Source organism: Bacillus sp. TL12 (assembly GCF_022625245.1).
Taxonomy (GTDB): domain Bacteria; phylum Bacillota; class Bacilli; order Bacillales; family Bacillaceae_G; genus Bacillus_A.
This window is the reverse complement of record NZ_JAJJBY010000034.1, coordinates 21,055-41,278: the sequence shown is the minus strand read 5'-3', so window position 1 is coordinate 41,278 and position 20,224 is coordinate 21,055. Positions and strand designations below refer to the sequence as shown.

The window sequence follows — 20,224 nt, the reverse complement described above, 5'->3', positions numbered from 1 at the left end:
TGAAGTTTTCTAGTCATTCACTCTTTTCCTATTTTCAAACAAAAAAAGAGAAAGCATTCCTGAGAAGGAATGCTTTCTCTTAACCGTACTAATTATGATTCAAATTGATAAAGCGGTGTACTTAAATAACGCTCACCATTACTTGGAATAACAACAAGTACCTTTTTCCCTTTACCAAGTTTTTTCGCTACTTCTGTCGCAGCATAAATGACAGCACCTGAAGAAATACCAACTAAAATCCCTTCTTCACGAGCTACTCTTCTCGCATACTCGAATGCTTGCTCTGTTTTAACTTGGATCACTTCATCATATACTTCTACATCCAATGTTTCTGGAACAAATCCCGCTCCGATACCTTGAATCTTATGTGGACCTGGTTTCCCGCCCGATAACACCGGGGAATCTGCAGGTTCTACCGCATAAATTTTAATACCTTCATATTTTTCTTTTAAAACCTCACCAGCACCTGTGATTGTTCCACCAGTACCAATACCTGCGATAAACGCATCTAATTGATCGCCCATTTGTTCAACGATTTCTGGTCCTGTTGTCAGACGATGAATTTCTGGATTAGCTGGGTTTTGGAATTGTTGTGGTATAAAGTAACCATTCTCTTTTGCTAATTCAGTCGCTTTTCGAATTGCGCCGCCCATTCCTTCTGGCCCTGGAGTCAATACTAATTCAGCTCCATAAGCACGTAGTAAATTACGACGTTCAACGCTCATTGTTTCCGGCATTACTAAAATAGCCTTATATCCTTTTGCAGCAGCTACCATTGCTAAACCAATACCCGTGTTACCACTCGTTGGTTCAATAATTGTATCGCCCTCTTTTAATAATCCTTTTTGTTCAGCAGCTTCGATCATAGATAGTGCAATACGATCTTTCACACTACTTCCAGGATTCATAAATTCTAATTTTAAGTATATGTCTGCGCTGTCTTGCTCTACGATGCGGTTCAACTTAACGATCGGCGTTTTCCCGATTAATTCTGAAACTGATTGTGCCACTCGCATTCCTGTCACTCCTAACACCGAGTATTTTTATTGGTTTTGTCTATATTATAATTTTGACAGAATTTTTCTTAGTTGTCAATTTATTTAGATGATTGAAAATTAATAGAAATTACCCTTATAGACCATTAATTACATTTGTAATATCTTCTTTAGAGAACTTATATCTTTCATTACAGAAATGACAATGCACTTCTGTTTCATCTTCTTCCTCACGAACTTGCTTTAGTTCTTCCTTACCTAAACTAATCAATACTGCTTCAATGCGCTCACGAGAGCATGTACAGTTAAATTGAACATCCATTGTTTCTAGTACTTTTACTTTGTCTTTCCCTAATACTTCATATAGCAATTCTTCTGGCGAAAGACCTTGTTCAATTAATGTTGAAACAGGCGGGATTTTTTGTAAACGTTCTTCAATAAATGAGATCGTTTCTTCCTGTGCCCCCGGCATAATTTGTAGAATGAATCCACCAGCAGCCAATATACTATCATCTCCGTTTACAAGAACACCAACACCAACAGAAGAAGGCGTTTGTTCAGAGACAGCAAAATAGTATGTGAAATCTTCTCCTAATTCACCCGAAACAATTGGAGATTGTCCGATAAACGGTTCCCTCATACCGATATCTTTAATTACCGTTACGAAACCTTCTGTACCTACCGCTTGATATACACGTAATTTCCCTTGCTCCGTTGCTTCAAAATCAACATGCGGATTCGTTACATATCCACGCACATCACCATTTGCATGAGCATCTACTAGAATCGGGCCAAGTGGACCATTTCCTTCCACCTTAATCGTCAGCTTTTGGTCACCCTTTAACATAGCCCCCATCATTGTACCAGCTGTTAACGAACGCCCAAGTGCCGCTGAAGCAGTTCTCCACGTATCATGACGTCTTTGCGCCTCACTTACCGTATTTGTTGTACGTACACTATACGCACGAACTTCTCCATCAAACGCCAATGCTTTTACTAAATAATCTTTCATACTTATTTATTCACCCTTCTCATGTTGTAAATTTGCATTACGCTCATATAACATATGCAAGCCTTTTAATGTTAAAAACGGATCTACAATATCAATTACATTAGATTCTTCTGCAATTAACTTCGCTAATCCCCCAGTTGCAATAACTTTCGGTTCTTGTTTAGCTTCCTCTTTCATACGCTTCACAATACCTTCTACTTGTCCAACATATCCGTAAAGAATTCCAGATTGCATTGCACTTATCGTATTTTTTCCAACAACACTACTTGGTTTTGTAATTTCAATACGAGGAAGTTTAGCCGCTCTACTGTATAAAGCCTCTGCCGAAATCATAATCCCCGGTGTAATTACCCCACCCATATAATGCTTATTCTCGTTAATATAACAATATGTAGTCGCTGTACCAAAATCGACAATAATAAGCGGGCTTCCATATAATTGGATACCAGCTACAGCATTTACAATACGATCCGCTCCAACCTCACGTGGATTTTCATATTTAATATTTAAACCTGTCTTTATTCCCGGTCCCACTACAAGTGGTTTAATTTTGAAATACTTCTCACACATACGCTCTAAGGCAAACATAATTGGTGGTACAACCGAAGAAACAATAATCCCTTTCACATCTTGAAAAGAAAGGCCCTCATGTTCAAGTAACTGTTTCACTAACATACCGTATTCATCTTCTGTTTTATGACGATCTGTCTCCATGCGCCAATGCTGACGAAGTTTTCCACCTTCAAATACACCAAGCACCGCATTTGTATTCCCTACATCCAATACAAAAATCATATTCTCACCACTTATCTTATTTAATCTTATATTTGTGCAGTATGTACAAAACTGATACTGCCATCATATCATACATACCTATATAATCAGTTTTTCCATCTTCATCATTTTACAAAAAGATTGTTCACTATTTCAATTTTTAATGCAAAGAAGATTCAAATTTATATGTAAATCCGATTTGATTTTCTAACATATAAATTGTGGCTATGAAGAACAGAAAGAGACTTTCACTCATTTTCTCCTTCTGTTTTTACCTGGCATGTGGCTAAAAAAGGCACCGACCACTTCTATGCATGGGCGGATCCTCTTTCCCACCTAAAAGGAAGGGGTTCATGTTGGTTTTCAATCTGTATTTATATATACAAGCACACAATTTCCTCAACATAAAAAAGGAGTGACGATTGTCACTCCTTCATTTCTTATTTATCTTCTGTGTTTTCGTCATCTTTTTTCATAGTAATATTTACTTTCACATCTTCAGACGACTTCGTACGTTCAGGTAAAACCCCATAATCATATAAATGATTGATTTGCTCTGCATCTAATGTTTCTACTTCAAGTAACGTTTTTGCAATAATATCAAGCTTATCACGTTTTTCAGTAAGAATTTGTTTTGCACGAGCATAACATTCTTTCATAATTGTTTGCATTTCCACATCAATTTCATGTGCAATTGCATCACTGTAGTTTTGTTCTGAATGGAAGTCTCTTCCTAAGAACACTTGACCACCTTGTGAGCTACCAAACTGCATTGGTCCAAGCTTGTCACTCATACCAAATTCCGTTACCATGCGTCTTGCAATGCCAGTCGCACGTTGGAAGTCGTTATGAGCTCCTGTACTTACTTCACCAAATACAATTTCCTCAGCCACTCGACCACCAAGTAAACCAGTGATTTTATCAAGTAATTCTGGTTTTGTCATGAAGTAACGATCTTCTTTTGGAAGCATTACCGCATAACCACCAGCTTGACCACGAGGGACAATTGTTACTTTATGAACGATATCAGCTTCATCAAGCACGACACCGATTACAGTATGACCCGCTTCATGGAATGCCACGATGTTACGTTCTTTTTCAGAAATAACACGACTTTTCTTCGCAGGACCTGCAATAACGCGGTCTGTCGCTTCATCGATATCAGACATATCAATTTTCTTCTTATCTTGACGCGCAGCTACTAATGCTGCTTCGTTTAATAAGTTTTCAAGATCCGCACCAGAGAATCCTGGTGTACGGGTTGCAATGGCTCTTAAGTTAATATTCTCATCAAGCGGTTTATTACGAGCGTGTACTTTCAGTACTGCTTCACGCCCATTTACATCTGGACGATCCACTGTAATTTGACGGTCAAAACGTCCTGGACGTAATAATGCCGGATCAAGAATATCAGGACGGTTTGTTGCAGCGATGATAATAATACCTTCATTTGCACCGAATCCATCCATCTCAACAAGAAGTTGGTTTAACGTTTGCTCACGCTCATCGTGGCCACCGCCAAGACCAGCTCCACGCTGACGACCCACTGCATCAATTTCATCGATGAAAATGATACAAGGAGCATTTTTCTTTGCATTTTCAAATAAATCACGTACACGGGAAGCACCGACACCGACGAACATCTCTACGAAATCAGAACCACTAATAGAGAAGAAAGGAACACCAGCCTCACCTGCAACAGCACGTGCAAGTAATGTTTTACCTGTACCTGGAGGTCCAACTAATAGGACACCCTTCGGAATACGGGCACCAACTTCAGCAAACTTACGAGGATCTTTTAAGAATTCTACCACCTCAACAAGTTCTTGTTTCTCTTCGTCCGCTCCAGCTACATCTCTGAAACGTACTTTTTTCTTTTCATCATTGTATAACTTCGCCTTACTTTTTCCGAAGTTCATAACACGGCTACCACCGCCCTGAGCTTGGTTTAGTAAGAAGAAGAATAAAATGAAGATAATCACAAACGGAATGATAGAAGTAAAGAATGTCACCCAAGCACTTGTTTCCTCTGCTGGTTGGTACTTCACTTCAGCACCTTGCGCTTTGTCATTAATTTTCTTTTGTAATTCTTCAGTATTTGGTGCATAAGTAACAAATTGTTCTTCTTGACTAGCATTGCTAAATTGTCCTTTTACCTCAAATACACCATTTTTCGGTTGAAGCTGCACATTACGCACTTCACCTTTTTCAAGTTTAGTAATGAATTTATCGTAGCTAATTGATGTGGTTTTTTGTGTTGAACCATTAAAATAGCTCACGATTCCAATTACTACTAAGAATATCAGTAAATAAAAGATGGTATTACGGAAGATACGATTCATTCCTAACCTCCTCTCACGGCATAAACACTATAGTAAATCGTAACATAGAAAAACTTTCCTATCCAATTATAACGCCTGTATTTAATTAATTTGAGTAAACACTTGGTTTTAATACTCCAACATAAGGAAGATTACGATATTGCTCTTTATAATCTAAGCCATATCCTACAACAAATTCATGAGGAACAGTAAACCCAACGTAATCTGCTTTTAGATCGACTTTGCGGCCAGTTGGTTTATCTAGTAGCGTAACAATCTTTACAGATTTCGCCTTACGATATTTGAATAGGTCCACTAAATAGCTTAATGTAAGACCGCTATCAATAATATCTTCGACGATTAAAATATCGCGACCTTCTACAGAAGTATCAAGGTCTTTTAAAATTTTCACTTCACCTGTTGAAACTGTAGAATGACCGTAGCTAGAAACAGCCATAAAATCCATTTCAAGATATGTATCTGTTCTTTTTAATAAGTCTGCCATAAATGGCATTGCACCCTTTAATACACCAATTGCAAGAGGTACTGTATTTTTGTAGTCCTTTGCAATAATTTCACCTAGCTCATGCACCTTTTCTTGTATTTGTTCTTCGGAAATTAATACTTTTTCGATATCTTGATTCATCATTTCATTATCCTCCTGGAAGACTCCTTGCTTTTGTAGTGAATAGTAATATACTTATCCTTATCTGCTACTTCATTTGAAATAGCAAATGAAGATTGTTTCAACAATGGAACCCAAATAATATTCCCGCTTGCATCACAAACAATTGGCCACTCTTCTCTTTTTTCTTTCGGTACTTTCGCCTCAATAAAAATAGCTTTTATCTTTTTAGTACCACTCATACCTTTTATCGACATGCGATCTCCATTTTCTCTAGAGCGAATAAGAAGAGGATATGATATATCATTATACTTAGCAACAAATACCGTTTCATTCATGTTGCTTGGTAATTCCTCATTTACTTCTGCTACAAGTTCATCCCCATTTGCTAATGTAATGGCACCTGGTACTGATAAAACTTGTGAAAAAGGAAAAACAATTTCTTGCTCAAATCGGAAACTACATTCTTCATATGTACGAACAATTTTTAGACCAAAAGGAAAATCAAGTGATCCTGAAGGGTGTGCCCGTTTAAAAAATGCAATAACTTTGTCAATATGTATAGAAGAAAGCGAAGAAGGAATCTTGTATTCATAAAGATAGTTTAATATTAGTTGAATCCCTCGCCTTTGTAAAGGCATAGAAATGGATTCAAAAGCAGGAATTGATAAGACGATGTGTTTATCACTTTTTTTTGTAATTACTTTATTCATCTTTTCAAAAGCTAATTCCTGCAAATACGCCTCATCCTCTTGCATAAGCACACTAAATTTTTGAAATTGCTCATGCACATGAGGGTTTTCCTTCTTTAAATAAGGCAGGACATGCTTACGTAATCGATTCCTCGTATATATTTCCTTTTCATTACTCGGGTCCATACGTGGCGTAATCCCTATCCTATTACAATAAGCATTGATTTCTTTCTTTGTTACCGCTAATAAAGGTCTAATTAAATATCCACCATGGAAAGGGCGTTTCACAGCAATTCCAGCATAACCCTTCGGAGTACTCCCGCGGACGAGACGCATTAAAATCGTCTCCACTTGATCATCTCCATGATGTCCAAGAGCTACATATAGTGCATCATATTTCCTCATTATTCTTTCCAAAAATGCATATCGGCATTCCCTAGCAGCTACCTGTGCATTCATGCCATATTGCTGTTGATATTGCGATACATTAATTCTTATCGTTTCGCAAATAACCCCAATCTTTCGGCAAAGTTTTTCTACAAATTGCAAGTCTCCATAGGATTCATTTCCTCTAAACATGTGATCCACATGTGCGACTACAATCTTCAATTTCCTCTCTTCTCTTTTCTCTAATAAATAATATAAAAGGGCTAAAGAATCAGGGCCTCCAGAAACTCCTACAACAATTGTCGAATATTCCTCTAATACATCATGCCGCTTTGCAAACTCATCTACTTTTTCAACAAATGTATCTTTCAACTTCGCAATCACCTTTCGTTAAAACCAAACAATAACATACTTTACCTTGCTTATAATGGTACAACTTTTACAAACTTTGTGCAAAAAAAAGATGTACAAAATTCACATTTTTATCTTACATCCCTCCTCTATCTTCATAGGAAGAATGAAACTACTTTTTTCTATAAGAAAAAGGCCTAGGTATCACCCTAGACCTCATAATCAAACCGAGAAACCTGCCGCTCCTCTACTGTGCTTGTTTACCCATGATTGGAATCGTAGCCCATTTTGGCATATTCTTCTTTACCTTAGCAACGACAATCGTCATATCGTCATTAATATATCCATCACTAGAACGAATAACCTCTTCCATAATGATATCAGCAATTTCTTGTGGATCATCTGTTTGTAGTTCTTTAATTTTACGCTTCATCCACAATTCATGGTTTTCCACATGCTGTGCTCCCTCAAAAATCCCATCGCTCATCATAATCAAAATATCTTCTGTTTTTAATTGTTCACCAACAACATCTACCTCAACATCCTCAATGATTCCCATCGGCAAATTGCTTGCCTCTATTTTAATAACGTCATTTCCACGTTTTACAAAACTTGGGGTTGAACCAATTTTTAAAAATTTTGCACTTGCATCACGTAAATCCACCATAGCTAAATCAAGCGTCGTAAACATTTCTTCTGTCGTTCTCAATGAAAGAATTGAATTAATAGACTTAATAGCAATTTCTTCATCGATACCGGATTGCAATATTTTTTGTAACAATTTTACCGTTTCCTTACTTTCCATATGTGCCCTTTGTCCGTTACCCATTCCGTCACTAATGGCAAGAGCATATTTCCCAACACTTAAATCCATCATTGCATACGAATCTCCCGATACAAATCCGCCTCCTTTTGCCGCTGTAGCAAGTCCTGTATCAAGAAAAAATGTTTTCGCTGACCCAAAAGATATCATGCTATGACCATTCGGATAAGCAGAAGGTTCTTCATGTTTAACAATAATATTTTCTTTTACAATATCCGAAAGCATTGGTGCAACTAATTTTTCACATTCACCATGTTGATTAGATGCCGCTGGAATCATCATTTCAATATCAATATTCCCTCTATCTAAGCAATAGATATCAACATGTTCCACCTCAACACCAAAGTCACGAAACGCTTGTAGAATTTGTTCTTCCTGCACTTGATGATTTTCTCGTTCACGCTGAATTTCTTTCGCAAAATCTTCCATTACTTTTGAAACACCTAATAATTGTTCCGCAACAATTCTACGATTATCTTTCATTTGTTTTCGTAACTTTTGCCCCTCATAGAAATGTCCTAATTCTCCTTCCATTAAATCTGTTACCTTTTTTCCTCTTACACAGTGCTTTTCCCATTCACGAACTAGTTTACGGTTATGCTGAAGGGTTCCTTCTTCTGTTTCATTCATAATTTGTTTCATATAATCATATGTTTTATCAAAATTCACTACCCAACATTGATCCTTTTTAAAACATGATTGACACGTCTTGGCTGTAATTGTACTTAAGAATAAATCAGCTTCTGTTTCCTCATCTTCTTCCTCCACATATCCATATACCGAAAAACTATTAGATAATGCAGAAAATACATTTGCAAATTGATTAATTTTATTCGCTGTCACATCACGCATTCTACGTAAATATTGTTGTTGATCCTGAGAATGCTCTTGTGTTCCTGGCATAAATTTAGCAAGCCGATCAATAATTGCCTTCGGTGTTAATAGAAAGAATCCTATCGCCACTCCAGATTCTATTAAAGTTGTTATAATATTTACTTGCTTATCGACGTATAATGTAATTAAACTTGTACCAATTAACAACCCTAAACTTACACCAAGACGCTTCCCTTCTTTTAATAATCCACCAAGTAACCCGGAAAAAGCTAGCAGGCTAAGTTGAGATAAACTACCTACGTTCGCTAAACTCAATATCAATCCTGTAACAACTCCTACCGTTGAACCAGTAGCCGCCCCTGCAACAAAAGCAAATAATAATACTAAATATCTCGTGAAAATATGTTGAACTGAAGCATCGTAAATAAACCAATCTGTTGTACCCGTTAATACAGATGCGAGTAATATAATTAAACAAACAATTTCTTCCGTTTCTAATGCTTGTTGTTTTCCCTTTCTCTCCGTTAATAATGGTACACTCTGTAAGAAAATCATCGTTAAAACAAAACTAAGTCCTGCTTCAATGGTACTTACGAGTAAGTCATACATAGTGACGGTTTGCTGCGCGAAGTAAACAACAACGAGATGTGCGGTTAATGCGGAGATAAATACTTGAAATGGTACAAGTCCAACAATTTTACGTGTAAAACGACTAAAGAAGATATTATAAATAAAGAAAGTAAAAATAGATGCAAAGGCAAAAAGTAAATTGTCTAGCGAAACGGAAAGCGCACCACCCATAAGAGCCAGAAATGCAAGTGCCATCTTATCACGTTTCATTACATAAACAGCAGCAAAAAACGGTAGTGCAAACGGTAAAATGTTCGTTAATATATATGCTCGTCCTAAAAGAAAACCGATTACAGCAATAACAAATCCCCATCTAAAGAAAACTTGCTCTAACTTCACTTTCAACTTGCTTGTCCACGTTATTGACCTGAGTTGTCCATCATTCATAGCCAGTGTACTTGTGTTCACAGTATTCCTTCCTGCTTTTGGCATATTTTTAACACCACCTGCATAGTTTAATTACTGTCATTATAAAAGATGATTATTGGGATTTTTGTCAAAACAACAGTTCACACCTACATAATCGTTCGACTTTTTATTCAAAATAAACCTATATATATACAAGTTGTTAAACATAAGCACTTTAAAATAATAGAAAATTCTAAAAATATAGGGTATTTTTGTAGAAGCATTGTATTCATTTACAATTTCTTAACAAAAAAAGATCATGCGCTATGCATGATCTTTTTAGATGACCCGTACGGGATTCGAACCCGTGTTACCGCCGTGAAAGGGCGGTGTCTTAACCACTTGACCAACGGGCCGTTAAAATAAATATAGCGGCGGAGGGGATCGAACCCCCGACCTCACGGGTATGAACCGTACGCTCTAGCCAGCTGAGCTACACCGCCATGTCGTCTTATTTAACGGACAATTAGTATCTTATATCAAATACACTTTAAAGTCAACACGTTTTAAAAAGTTTTTTTATTCTTTTTTAAATATGCTTATTTACATAAAAAAGCACCCCGAGCAAATTACTCCGGGCACCTCTCTATATGTTAAGAATAAAACGTTCTTATCCGCGACGAGCGCCACGGCCACCACGTTTAGATTCTGTATTACGCTTTAAAGAAGTTAAACGATCTTCACTGTCTTTTAAAAAGCGTGCCATTTTTTGCTCAAACGTTTCTTTTTGATTGCCACCATTATCACGGCCACCACGGTTATCTCTGTTAAAAGAACGATTGCGTTGTGGACGTCCAGAACGTTGTTGATCCCCACCGCGTTGATATTCACCACGTGGACGATCTCCTTCTGTTCTTACACGTTCTTTCGCTTTTTTAATAGATAGACCAATTTTCCCGTCTTTTTCAACATTAATAACTTTTACTTCTACTTGATCGCCTACTTTTAAGTGATCATTAATATCCTTCACATAATTATCAGCAACTTCACTAATATGAACAAGACCCGTTAAGCCTTCTGGCAGCTCCACAAAAGCCCCAAAATTTGTAATACCTGTTACTTTACCTTGTAACTTGCTGCCTACCTCGATTGACATAAAAAAAATGCTCCTCCTTAGTGATTAAAAAGTCAAATTTTACTTTATTATATATAATCCTAAAATATAGTGTCAATAAGACACGACCTACTTAGAAACAGGAAAAATTATCTCCCCTTTTCCAGAGAAGAAATAATCTCTCCTAGCAATCTTTAAAACATACTCTTCGTCATTCAACTTTTGAACATCATCTTTTAGTTTTTTTTCTTCCTTTGTTAATGAATTCAATTCTTTTTGCATCTCTTCAACCTTTGCTGCTTTTGCTTTAATGGAACTATTTTGCTGATAAAACGTTACACTAATGCTCGCAATAATTGTAAAAGCAAAAACAAAAAAAACGGCCAAACGGCGATATAATCGCCTTCTGTTTTCATTCTTTTGTATTATATGTTCTTTGGCAGAATTTGGACTCTGTTCTTCAATCAATCTTTGCCTCAGTTCCCTCATTTCCGAGGTCCCCCTAACTTCTTTTTTATACGCTCCCAGATGTGAAAGATATAATTCTTCAATTTCTTTGTATGTTGCATTAACTCCGCATATCTCTTTATAAAAAGTTTAACACGGTTAGGGAGAAGTTTCCATATGAGCAAAGTAAGAAATCGAACAGGCCAGAAAAAAACTTTCCATACAAAAAGTAATATCCATCTGGAACACTTCCACAACACGTTCCCAATTGAAGATAGTATACGAAATAAAAATAATATAAAAGTAATAATAAGCTGCGCTATAATAATAACAGGTTTTATCATAAGTAGCTGTACAATTTTAATAAAAAATTGTACCGTTTGCACAAAAATATAAATGAGAAAATTCAATACTCGCATGTACACTGCTTTCAATAGGCTTTGATATGCAGCAAAACCACAAAGCAAAGCTGCAAAAACATATATACGTAATTCAGCTTCATTTACAATTAGCAATACGTAAAAGACAAACAGTGCTTGGACAATCCAAAACAGTATATCATATATAAATACTATCCAACGATTGCGCTGCGATCGCTGCAAGAAGCGTTGGTATGTATCTAATGCCGCTCCAACCCAAGCACCCATTCCGATCATGGAAAGCATTGTATACAATTGAATTGTTAAACTCATTTAAATAACTTACTAAAGAACCCTTTAGCTTTCTCCCCTTGATTCTCATCAATGTACAACATCTCATTAATTTTCCCTTTAATGGATACAATACCTTTTTCTACATCTAAATTTTTCATCTGTAAATTTTGACCGCGAATTGTTAAAAAACCCATTACAGTTTCTAACAAAAACTCTTCACTATCAAAACTCTCTACTTGTTTTACACCAGTAATATCTATTACACGTCTACCACGCATAACAATATCATGTTCTACAGAAACATTCTGTTGGTTAGAAGACATAGTTGAATAACTCTTATTCACGTCAATCCCCCCATAGATTTATACGATCTAGTAAATAATGTATGAGGGAAGGAAATAATTTAGAACAAGCCTTCTTCTGCTTTCACTTTCTCTTCACGTACTACTGTATACATGTTAGCTGCATCTTCTTTTTTTGTTGTTTCTTTTAATTCGTTCACTTTTACAGTTACTACTTTTTGTCCAAAACGAATTGTTAGTTCGTCATCTACCTTTACGTCGGAACTTGCCTTTGCAGCTTGTCCATTAATCGTAATTCTTCCTTGATCGGCTACTTCTTTTGCCAGCGTTCTTCTTTTAATTAAACGTGATACTTTCAGAAACTTATCTAAGCGCATCTCATTTCCCCCTTATTGATTTTCTATCCGTTTTGCTTCTTCCCATAAAGCGTCCATTTGCTCTAATGTTAACTCCTGCATTTCCTTATTCATTTCAGCTACTTTCGCTTCCATGAATATAAAACGGCTCATAAATTTTTCATTTGTTTTATGAAGTGCCTCTTCTGGGTTCAATTTGTGATAGCGAGCAACATTAACGAAGGCGAATAGTAAATCTCCAAGCTCACCTAACATTTTTTCCTTATCCATTTTTGCAACTTCTTGCTCAAACTCTTTCAATTCTTCAAAAACTTTTTCCATCATTGGCTGTATATCATCCCAATCAAAACCAACTGTTCCTGCTTTTTTCTGAATTTCACACGCGCGCAATAATTGTGGTAAACTTTTTGGAATTCCTGTTAAAACAGATTCCTCTACATGTCCTTTTTCTTGTTTTTTAATTTCTTCCCAGTTTGAAACAACTTCTTCTGCATTCTCCACATCTATATCTCCAAATACATGTGGATGACGACGTACCATTTTTTCAGCTAGCGTTCGGATAATGTCATCAATGGAGAACCAACCCTCATCTTCTCCAATTTGAGCGTGAAGCATAACTTGCAAGAGCACATCACCAAGCTCTTCAATCAGGTGATCATCATCTTCTTCATCAATTGCTTCTAACACTTCATATGCTTCTTCGATTAAATATTTCTTTAAAGACTGATGCGTTTGTTTTTTATCCCACGGACAACCATTTGGTCCACGAAGCTCAGCAATGATTTCCCTTAGCACATCAAATTGTTGATATAAAGAAGCACGCTCAGCAACAGGCGGTATGTACACGCTCGTTAAGTTATTCAACTCTGTTTCATGATCTAACAAATAGAGCGGTACTTTCTTCACCTGCTCAAACGATGTTCCTGCAGCTGTTACAATGTATACTTCATACTCATCAGGTAACATCTCCATTAATGTCAGCTTAACCTCAGATGCAACAAACGCATCATATACTTGGCAAAAAATTAAGTGTTGGCGTAATTCTAATTGTCCACGTTCAAATGAAGTCGCATCAATAAGCTGAAACCCTTCAATTGGATCTATTTTCAAACTAGCAAACATCGGATCCAAAAAGCTTTGTCCGCCTTCAATTTGCACCTCAACTTGCTTTTCTTTTCCTTTTTGCAAGAGTAGTTGAACAGTTCGTTCTGCAACAAGCGGATGTCCTGGTACAGCATATATAATATCCGTACCTTGTGCTTGTTCTATTAACGTATTTGCAATTGTTTCGTATACAATTTCAAATGTGTCATGCGCCTCATATACATCATCAAAAGCTGTATACTTTACTCCTTCTTTTTCTAACTCTTCAATAACAGGGTGTTCTTTCGTACGCACATACATATGATCTGCTTCTTTTATCTTTCGGTACACACCCATTGTCAGCTGATCTAATTCACCAGCACCTAATCCTAAAATCGTAATTACTCCACTCACAACCAGTCACCTCTATCCGCTCTTCTTCAATGAAGCTTGTACCTTTTCTTGCTTCATAACAGTTCCTAATTCTTTTTTTGTAAAAACACTTAATTTCATAATTAAAAATAGATATACCAACCCGCCAATTGCTACGCCTAATAGCGCTTCAATTGCAGCTAATCCTCTATAACCTTCATCACTCGCTAGTCCAAACCCTTCATAAATACGCATAAATAACATTAACATAACGACCATTCCTAATCCGCTTATCGTTACACCAAATATACCTTGTTTATGAATGAGTGGTTCTTCTACAATTCGAATAAGTAAAGCACTATTTAACAAAGCAATAACCATGAGCGAAATTACCGTCGCAATTGCCGCCCCAGTTACACCAAATTTCGGCATTAACATATAATTGAGCAATAATTTCAGACATCCTCCAAATACAACAAACAATGCTGGCTTTACAGTTTGACCAAGCCCTTGCAAAATGGAAGCTGTTGTAATGGATAAGGAACTAAATAAAATAGAAACAGCTAAAATAGCTAATACAGCTGACCCCTCACTATTTTCAAACAACATAATATTTGCCGGCTTAATAATACACGCTAACCCTAAGGCAGCCGCAACTCCAATCACAAAAGTGATCTTCATCGCTAACTGCACCTTTTGTTGAATAAACAGACGGTCTCCTCTTTCTTTTGCTGCCGTAATAATCGGAATAAGCGAAAGTGAAAATGAAGTCGTCACAACTGTACCAAGCTGCATAAGCGGGATACTTCTGTCATAAACACCTTTTAATACTTTTGCAACTTCTGCCGGTTCTCCCGCCTGAATAAGCAATGTATAAAACGAAACTGAATCTGCCATTTGCATAAAAATTAAAACTAAATTACTAACACAAATAGCTAGTCCTTGCCAAAAAAGGATTCGAATTATTTCTTTCTTATCGTGTATCCTCTTCCATCCTTGCAAGAAAATAGAACGAAAATTATGTCGCATATAAAAGAAAAGTACGAATGTACCGATAATCCCGCCTACAATCGATCCCAACATCGCTCCTGCTCCAACTGTATATAAATCAAATTCATGTGCGATGAGGAACAACGATAAAAACACAATAATAGATACACGAATCGTTTGTTCAATAACTTGTGATACAGCTGTCGGCATCATATTATTAAACCCTTGAAAATACCCTCGTGCAACAGATAAAAATGGCATTAACAAGAATGAAAATGAAATAATTCTTAGCAGTTTATCTAAATTTGCATCACCCATGGCTGATGCAATCGTGTGAGCACCAAAAAACAGTGTAAAGAAACCTATACAACCGATTCCTAATAAAAACCAAAAAGAAACACAAATAATCTCCTCTGCTTCTTCCTGCTTTCCTTGTTCCAAACGCTCTGCTACCATCTTAGAAATAATGATGGGGAAACCATAAGTAGCTAAAACTAAACAAAATCCATAAAACGGGTAAATTTGTTGATAAATATAAAAACCAATATCTCCCGCTATATTTTGATATGGAATACGGTAAAAAGCGCTTAATACTTTCGTAACAAAACTTGCAACAGTTAATATAATAGCTCCGCGCCAAAAAGCTTGATACTTCTTCGCTTCCATACGAGAAAACTCCTTTTCCTATTCTCATCCCTCGTATTATATCACAAAGAAAAAAACAGGCTTCTTTTTAGATTTATACAATTAAAAAAGGTAGCAAGATGCTACCTTTTAATGAAATACAATCCTACTTTCTGAAAAAAATTCTTTTTCATAAAAAATATTATAATTAAGAAAAATTACTGTTCCATTTGTTTTGCTAAAAAACTTGCAGCAGTATTTACTGCCTTATGCTCTACTTCACTTATAATTTCTTCTTTTGAAAAGATGATAACAGCTCCAATTGGATCTCCATTTGCAACGATTGGGCCAACTGTATAAGAACTAACCTTTTCAGTTACACCATCTATAATCGATATTTCACTTTCGTCTGTCATAACAACAGATTTTCGATCTTCCATTGTTTTTTCCACTAAATCGCCAACACTTTTATTTAAGTATTCTTTTTTAGATACCCCTGATACAGCGATAATAGAATCGCGATCACATACGAGTACGTTATGTCCTAAACTATCGTATAAAGCATCTGCATATTCTTTTGCAAAATCACCTAATTCACTAATCGGAGAATATTTTTTCAAAATAACTTCTCCATCGCGATCAACAAAAATTTCTAGCGGATCCCCTTCTCGAATACGAAGAGTCCTACGAATTTCTTTCGGAATTACTACCCTACCTAAATCATCAATTCGACGTACGATTCCAGTTGCTTTCATTATAATGCTGCCTCACTTTCTACTGATGATGAAAGTGGTGAATTTACCTGTTCATGTAAAAATCACCAACTGTTAGACATAGTATTTTACACATTAGTTCTTCTATGCACGTCGAATTGCATTTTTTATTTTGTTTTAGGCATTTATTACTTCTTTTTTCACGTCAGACAAACCTTTTAATAAATTTTCAGCGATTGTTAACCATTTTGATGTCTCTAATCCATTCGTTTTCATAACAACTTTCAAACGAGAACCTTCCATACCAAGACCAATCATACGGCCAAAACTATTACCAAGCATAAATAATTTTCCACCATCAATATTTTGGCTTGCTTGTTCTGAGAATAAAAACGTTACTTCAAATTTTGTTTGTTTAATTAGTTCAATCTGTTCTTTCGTTGCTAATACTTTAATATTTGCAATTTGTAATAAATATCCAACTTCTTGCGGATAGTCTCCGAAACGATCAATCATTTCTTCTTGTAATTCTTCAATATCTTCAATCGTAGAGACACCTCTAAATTGTTTGTACATCATAATTTTTTGTTTACTATCTGAAATATAAGCGTCTGGCAAGTATGCATCGACTTCTAAATCAATTTCAACATCGATCGTATTTTCAATTCCTTGTGTTCCTTTACGCTGTTCAATCGCATCTTTTAACATTTGAGAGTATAGATCGAATCCGACGGAATCAATAAATCCATGTTGCTCAGCTCCCAACAAATTACCAGCACCACGAATGGATAAATCTCGCATTGCAATTTTAAATCCTGACCCAAGTTCTGTGAATTCTTTAATTGCTTGTAAACGCTTCTCAGCAACCTCTGATAACACTTTATCACGCTTATATGCAAAGTATGCATAAGCAACACGGTTTGAACGACCAACGCGCCCACGAAGCTGATAAAGCTGTGATAATCCCATACGATCAGCATCAAATACAATTAATGTATTTACATTAGGGATATCAACACCTGTTTCAATAATCGTTGTACTTACAAGAACATCATGCTGTCCATCTAAAAATGATATCATGACAGACTCTAGTTCACTCTCGTTCATTTTCCCATGTGCATACGTCACACGTGCCTCTGGAACTAACATAGAGATTTCGTCTGCTTTTCTTTCAATATCTTCAACACGATTATATAAGAAATAAATTTGGCCGCCCCTTGCCAGTTCCCGTTCTATTGCCTCTCGAATTAACCCTGGATTATACTCAACCACATATGTTTGTACCGGGAAACGATTTTCTGGCGGCGTCTCAATAACAGATAAATCTCGTACACCGAGCATAGACATATGGAGCGTACGCGGAATTGGCGTTGCCGTTAATGTTAATACATCAACATTCGCTTTCAATTGTTTAATCTTTTCTTTATGCGTAACACCAAATCGTTGTTCTTCGTCAATAATTAGTAAACCTAAATCTTTATAAGTTACATCTTTAGATAAAATACGATGTGTTCCAATAACAATATCAACTGTCCCATCTTTTAAACCTTTAATGGTTTCATTTTGTTGTTTTCTAGTACGGAATCTACTTAACAATCCAATATTAATTGGGTAGTCTTGAAAACGCTCTCGAATCGTTTCATAGTGTTGTTGTGCAAGTATCGTTGTCGGTACTAAAATTGCAACTTGCTTTTCATCCATAATTGCTTTAAACGCTGCACGAATTGCAACTTCCGTTTTTCCATATCCAACATCACCACATAGAAGTCGATCCATCGGACGACCACGTTCCATATCTTTCTTAATTTCTTCAATAGAACGCAACTGATCTTCTGTCTCCTGATATGGGAAAGATGATTCAAATTCCTGTTGCTCCGCAGTATCCGGCGTGTATGCATATCCTTTGGAAGCCTCACGCTCTGCATACAATTTAATTAAGTCATCTGCAATATCTTGTACAGATTTTTCTACCTTTGTTTTGACTTTTTTCCAATCATTTCCGCCTAGTTTGTAAACTTTCGGGTCCTTACCTTCTGATCCTACATATTTTTGTACTTGATCAATTTGTTCGATTGGCACATATAACTTATCATTACCTTGATATTTAATATTCAAATAATCTTTATGGACACCATTAATTTCTAGTGTTTCAATTCCTAAAAATTTACCGATACCATGATTTACGTGAACAACGTAGTCTCCAACTTTTAACTCCGAATAACTTTTAATACGCTCTGCATTTGATAGTTTTTGCTTGCGTTGTGATTTTTTTATTTTCTTATGGAACAGCTCTTTTTCTGTAATTACAACAAGCTTTTGCATTGGCATTTCAAATCCTGCATGCAAATCACCTACAGCAACTTGAAGGCGACCAGGAAGCAATATATCCGTAGACTCTATAATGTCTGCTTCAATATCATAATCACTTAAAATATATTGTAATTTTTTTGCGCGCTCTTCGTCAGTTCCTAATACAACTGTCGTGAAATTCCCTTCAGTCCATCTATCAATTTCTGTTTTTAATAACTGCATTTGCCCATGAAAGTCCTGCATTGTTTTACACGTTACATTAACAATATTTTGTGGGTGCGTATGTGCAATATGGCGTAAAAATAATGTTAAATATACAAAGCTTCTTTTTTTATGATGTAGAAACTCTTCAAATTGGTGTGAGAACGTCAAATCTTGAATAATTGCTCCTTCACTTAGAAGCGATGTATACCATTCTGCTTCTTCTGTCTCAAGATGTGATGCTGTTTCTTGGATACGCGAAATTTCATCTAAAATAACAACACCATTCTCAGGTAAATAGTCTATTAGACTAGCATGTTCTTTGTAAAAAATAGATAAATATTTAAACATTTGCTCTATGGTCTGTCCGTTTTTCAATATTTCTATCTCATGACTAACCGTTTCAAGCACCGCTGTCTTGATTTTATCATCAGAGAGCTTCTGCATCGTCTTCATTAAACCTTCTTCAAGACGCTCCACTCCTAATTTTAGTTCATCTTTTGAAAATAAAAATTCCGTTGCAGGACCAAATTTCACGCTTTCCCTTTTATCTTGGGAGCGTTGTTCTTCTACATCGAATGAGCGGATAGAATCTACTTCTGTATCAAAGAACTCTATACGAAACGGTAATTCTTCAGTTAACGGGTAAATATCTAATATTCCCCCACGTAAACTGAATTCTCCAGGTGCTTCTACCATTGATTTACGTTCATATCCAATGTGATGCAACGTATGAAGCAATGCATCTAAATCAATCTCTTGCCCTAGATTAATTTCGATCTGCTTTTGCTTCCATAGTTCTTTTATTGGTAAAAATCTACGTAAACCAGCGACTGGAACAACAATAATGCCTTGCTCGCCCATTGCTAAACGATTTAAAACCTCAATACGCTGTGCTTTTAGTTCTGGACTTGCAACCCCTATTTCCGACGCAATTAATTCATTAACTGGATATAACCATACATCCTGTTCACCAAGTAATGAAACTAAATCCTCATATACTTTTTGCGCTTGAAATAAGTTGTGTGTAACAACAAGCTGTGACTGCTTTGTTTTTTTATATAAAGCAGCCATTAATAAAGAACGAGAAGAAGTTGCCATACCTGATACAAGCTGTTCCTTCAATCCTTCTTCTAACCCATTAATAATGGATTGTATTTCTTTATTTTTATAAAATTGCTCTAATAACCCTATCATTTTCAAAACTCCTCTCAACATAAAAGAGCAAGTTAATATATTTTTATGCAAATATTTTGGAAAAAGAAAA

At 36.1% G+C, this 20,224-nt stretch carries 16 protein-coding genes and 2 tRNA genes; all 18 read right to left on the bottom strand.

Going from position 1 to position 20,224, the window contains the following annotated elements:
- Positions 1 to 92: 92 nt before the first annotated feature.
- Complete coding sequence (gene cysK / locus LOK41_RS22830; RefSeq protein ID WP_241818422.1) at positions 93 to 1,016, bottom strand: cysteine synthase A; 924 nt, start codon at positions 1,014 to 1,016, stop codon at positions 93 to 95.
- Positions 1,017 to 1,131: 115 nt separating this feature from the next.
- The gene (gene hslO, locus LOK41_RS22825; protein ID WP_241818421.1) at positions 1,132 to 2,007 is read right to left on the bottom strand and encodes a redox-regulated molecular chaperone HslO; all 876 of its coding nucleotides are present in this window, start codon (positions 2,005 to 2,007) and stop codon (positions 1,132 to 1,134) included.
- A 6-nt stretch (positions 2,008 to 2,013) separates the two neighbouring features.
- A complete protein-coding gene (locus tag LOK41_RS22820) occupies positions 2,014 to 2,802 on the bottom strand; it encodes a type III pantothenate kinase (protein WP_174102919.1) in 789 nt (262 codons plus the stop codon).
- A 419-nt stretch (positions 2,803 to 3,221) separates the two neighbouring features.
- Entirely contained in the window at positions 3,222 to 5,123 is a 1,902-nt protein-coding gene (gene ftsH / locus LOK41_RS22815; protein WP_174102918.1) for an ATP-dependent zinc metalloprotease FtsH, read from the bottom strand.
- A gap of 85 nt (positions 5,124 to 5,208) precedes the next feature.
- Positions 5,209 to 5,751, bottom strand: coding sequence for a hypoxanthine phosphoribosyltransferase (gene hpt / locus LOK41_RS22810; RefSeq protein ID WP_174102917.1), 543 nt, complete (start codon positions 5,749 to 5,751; stop codon positions 5,209 to 5,211).
- Positions 5,748 to 7,178, bottom strand: coding sequence for a tRNA lysidine(34) synthetase TilS (tilS, locus tag LOK41_RS22805; protein WP_241818420.1), 1,431 nt, complete (start codon positions 7,176 to 7,178; stop codon positions 5,748 to 5,750). Before tilS ends, hpt begins: the two co-directional genes overlap by 4 nt.
- A 226-nt stretch (positions 7,179 to 7,404) precedes the next feature.
- Positions 7,405 to 9,876: a stage II sporulation protein E gene (spoIIE, locus tag LOK41_RS22800; protein ID WP_241818419.1), complete on the bottom strand. Its 2,472-nt coding sequence runs from the start codon at positions 9,874 to 9,876 to the stop codon at positions 7,405 to 7,407.
- A 260-nt stretch (positions 9,877 to 10,136) separates the two neighbouring features.
- A tRNA-Glu gene (locus LOK41_RS22795) sits at positions 10,137 to 10,208 on the bottom strand.
- A gap of 13 nt (positions 10,209 to 10,221) precedes the next feature.
- Positions 10,222 to 10,295, bottom strand: a tRNA-Met gene (locus LOK41_RS22790).
- A 167-nt stretch (positions 10,296 to 10,462) separates the two neighbouring features.
- Positions 10,463 to 10,948, bottom strand: a complete 486-nt coding sequence (locus LOK41_RS22785; RefSeq protein ID WP_017154400.1) for a S1 domain-containing RNA-binding protein — start codon at positions 10,946 to 10,948, stop codon at positions 10,463 to 10,465.
- Between the two features lie 87 nt (positions 10,949 to 11,035).
- Positions 11,036 to 11,395 carry a cell division protein DivIC gene (divIC, locus tag LOK41_RS22780; protein ID WP_241818418.1) on the bottom strand — a complete coding sequence of 120 codons (360 nt, stop codon included), beginning with the start codon at positions 11,393 to 11,395 and terminating at the stop codon, positions 11,036 to 11,038.
- Entirely contained in the window at positions 11,392 to 12,045 is a 654-nt protein-coding gene (gene yabQ, locus LOK41_RS22775) for a spore cortex biosynthesis protein YabQ (RefSeq protein ID WP_241818417.1), read from the bottom strand. Before yabQ ends, divIC begins: the two co-directional genes overlap by 4 nt.
- A complete protein-coding gene (gene yabP, locus LOK41_RS22770) occupies positions 12,042 to 12,329 on the bottom strand; it encodes a sporulation protein YabP (RefSeq protein WP_217448138.1) in 288 nt (95 codons plus the stop codon). Before yabP ends, yabQ begins: the two co-directional genes overlap by 4 nt.
- 80 nt (positions 12,330 to 12,409) lie before the next feature.
- Positions 12,410 to 12,685 (bottom strand): RNA-binding S4 domain-containing protein, encoded by a 276-nt coding sequence (locus LOK41_RS22765; protein WP_017154396.1) that lies wholly within the window; start codon positions 12,683 to 12,685, stop codon positions 12,410 to 12,412.
- Positions 12,686 to 12,697: 12 nt separating this feature from the next.
- Positions 12,698 to 14,161, bottom strand: coding sequence for a bifunctional methyltransferase/pyrophosphohydrolase YabN (gene yabN, locus LOK41_RS22760; RefSeq protein WP_241818416.1), 1,464 nt, complete (start codon positions 14,159 to 14,161; stop codon positions 12,698 to 12,700).
- A gap of 12 nt (positions 14,162 to 14,173) precedes the next feature.
- A complete protein-coding gene (locus LOK41_RS22755; protein ID WP_241818415.1) occupies positions 14,174 to 15,775 on the bottom strand; it encodes a putative polysaccharide biosynthesis protein in 1,602 nt (533 codons plus the stop codon).
- Positions 15,776 to 15,951: 176 nt separating this feature from the next.
- Positions 15,952 to 16,488: a stage V sporulation protein T gene (spoVT, locus tag LOK41_RS22750; protein WP_241818414.1), complete on the bottom strand. Its 537-nt coding sequence runs from the start codon at positions 16,486 to 16,488 to the stop codon at positions 15,952 to 15,954.
- 135 nt (positions 16,489 to 16,623) lie between these two features.
- Positions 16,624 to 20,154, bottom strand: coding sequence for a transcription-repair coupling factor (gene mfd / locus LOK41_RS22745; RefSeq protein WP_241818413.1), 3,531 nt, complete (start codon positions 20,152 to 20,154; stop codon positions 16,624 to 16,626).
- Positions 20,155 to 20,224 lie beyond the last annotated feature (70 nt).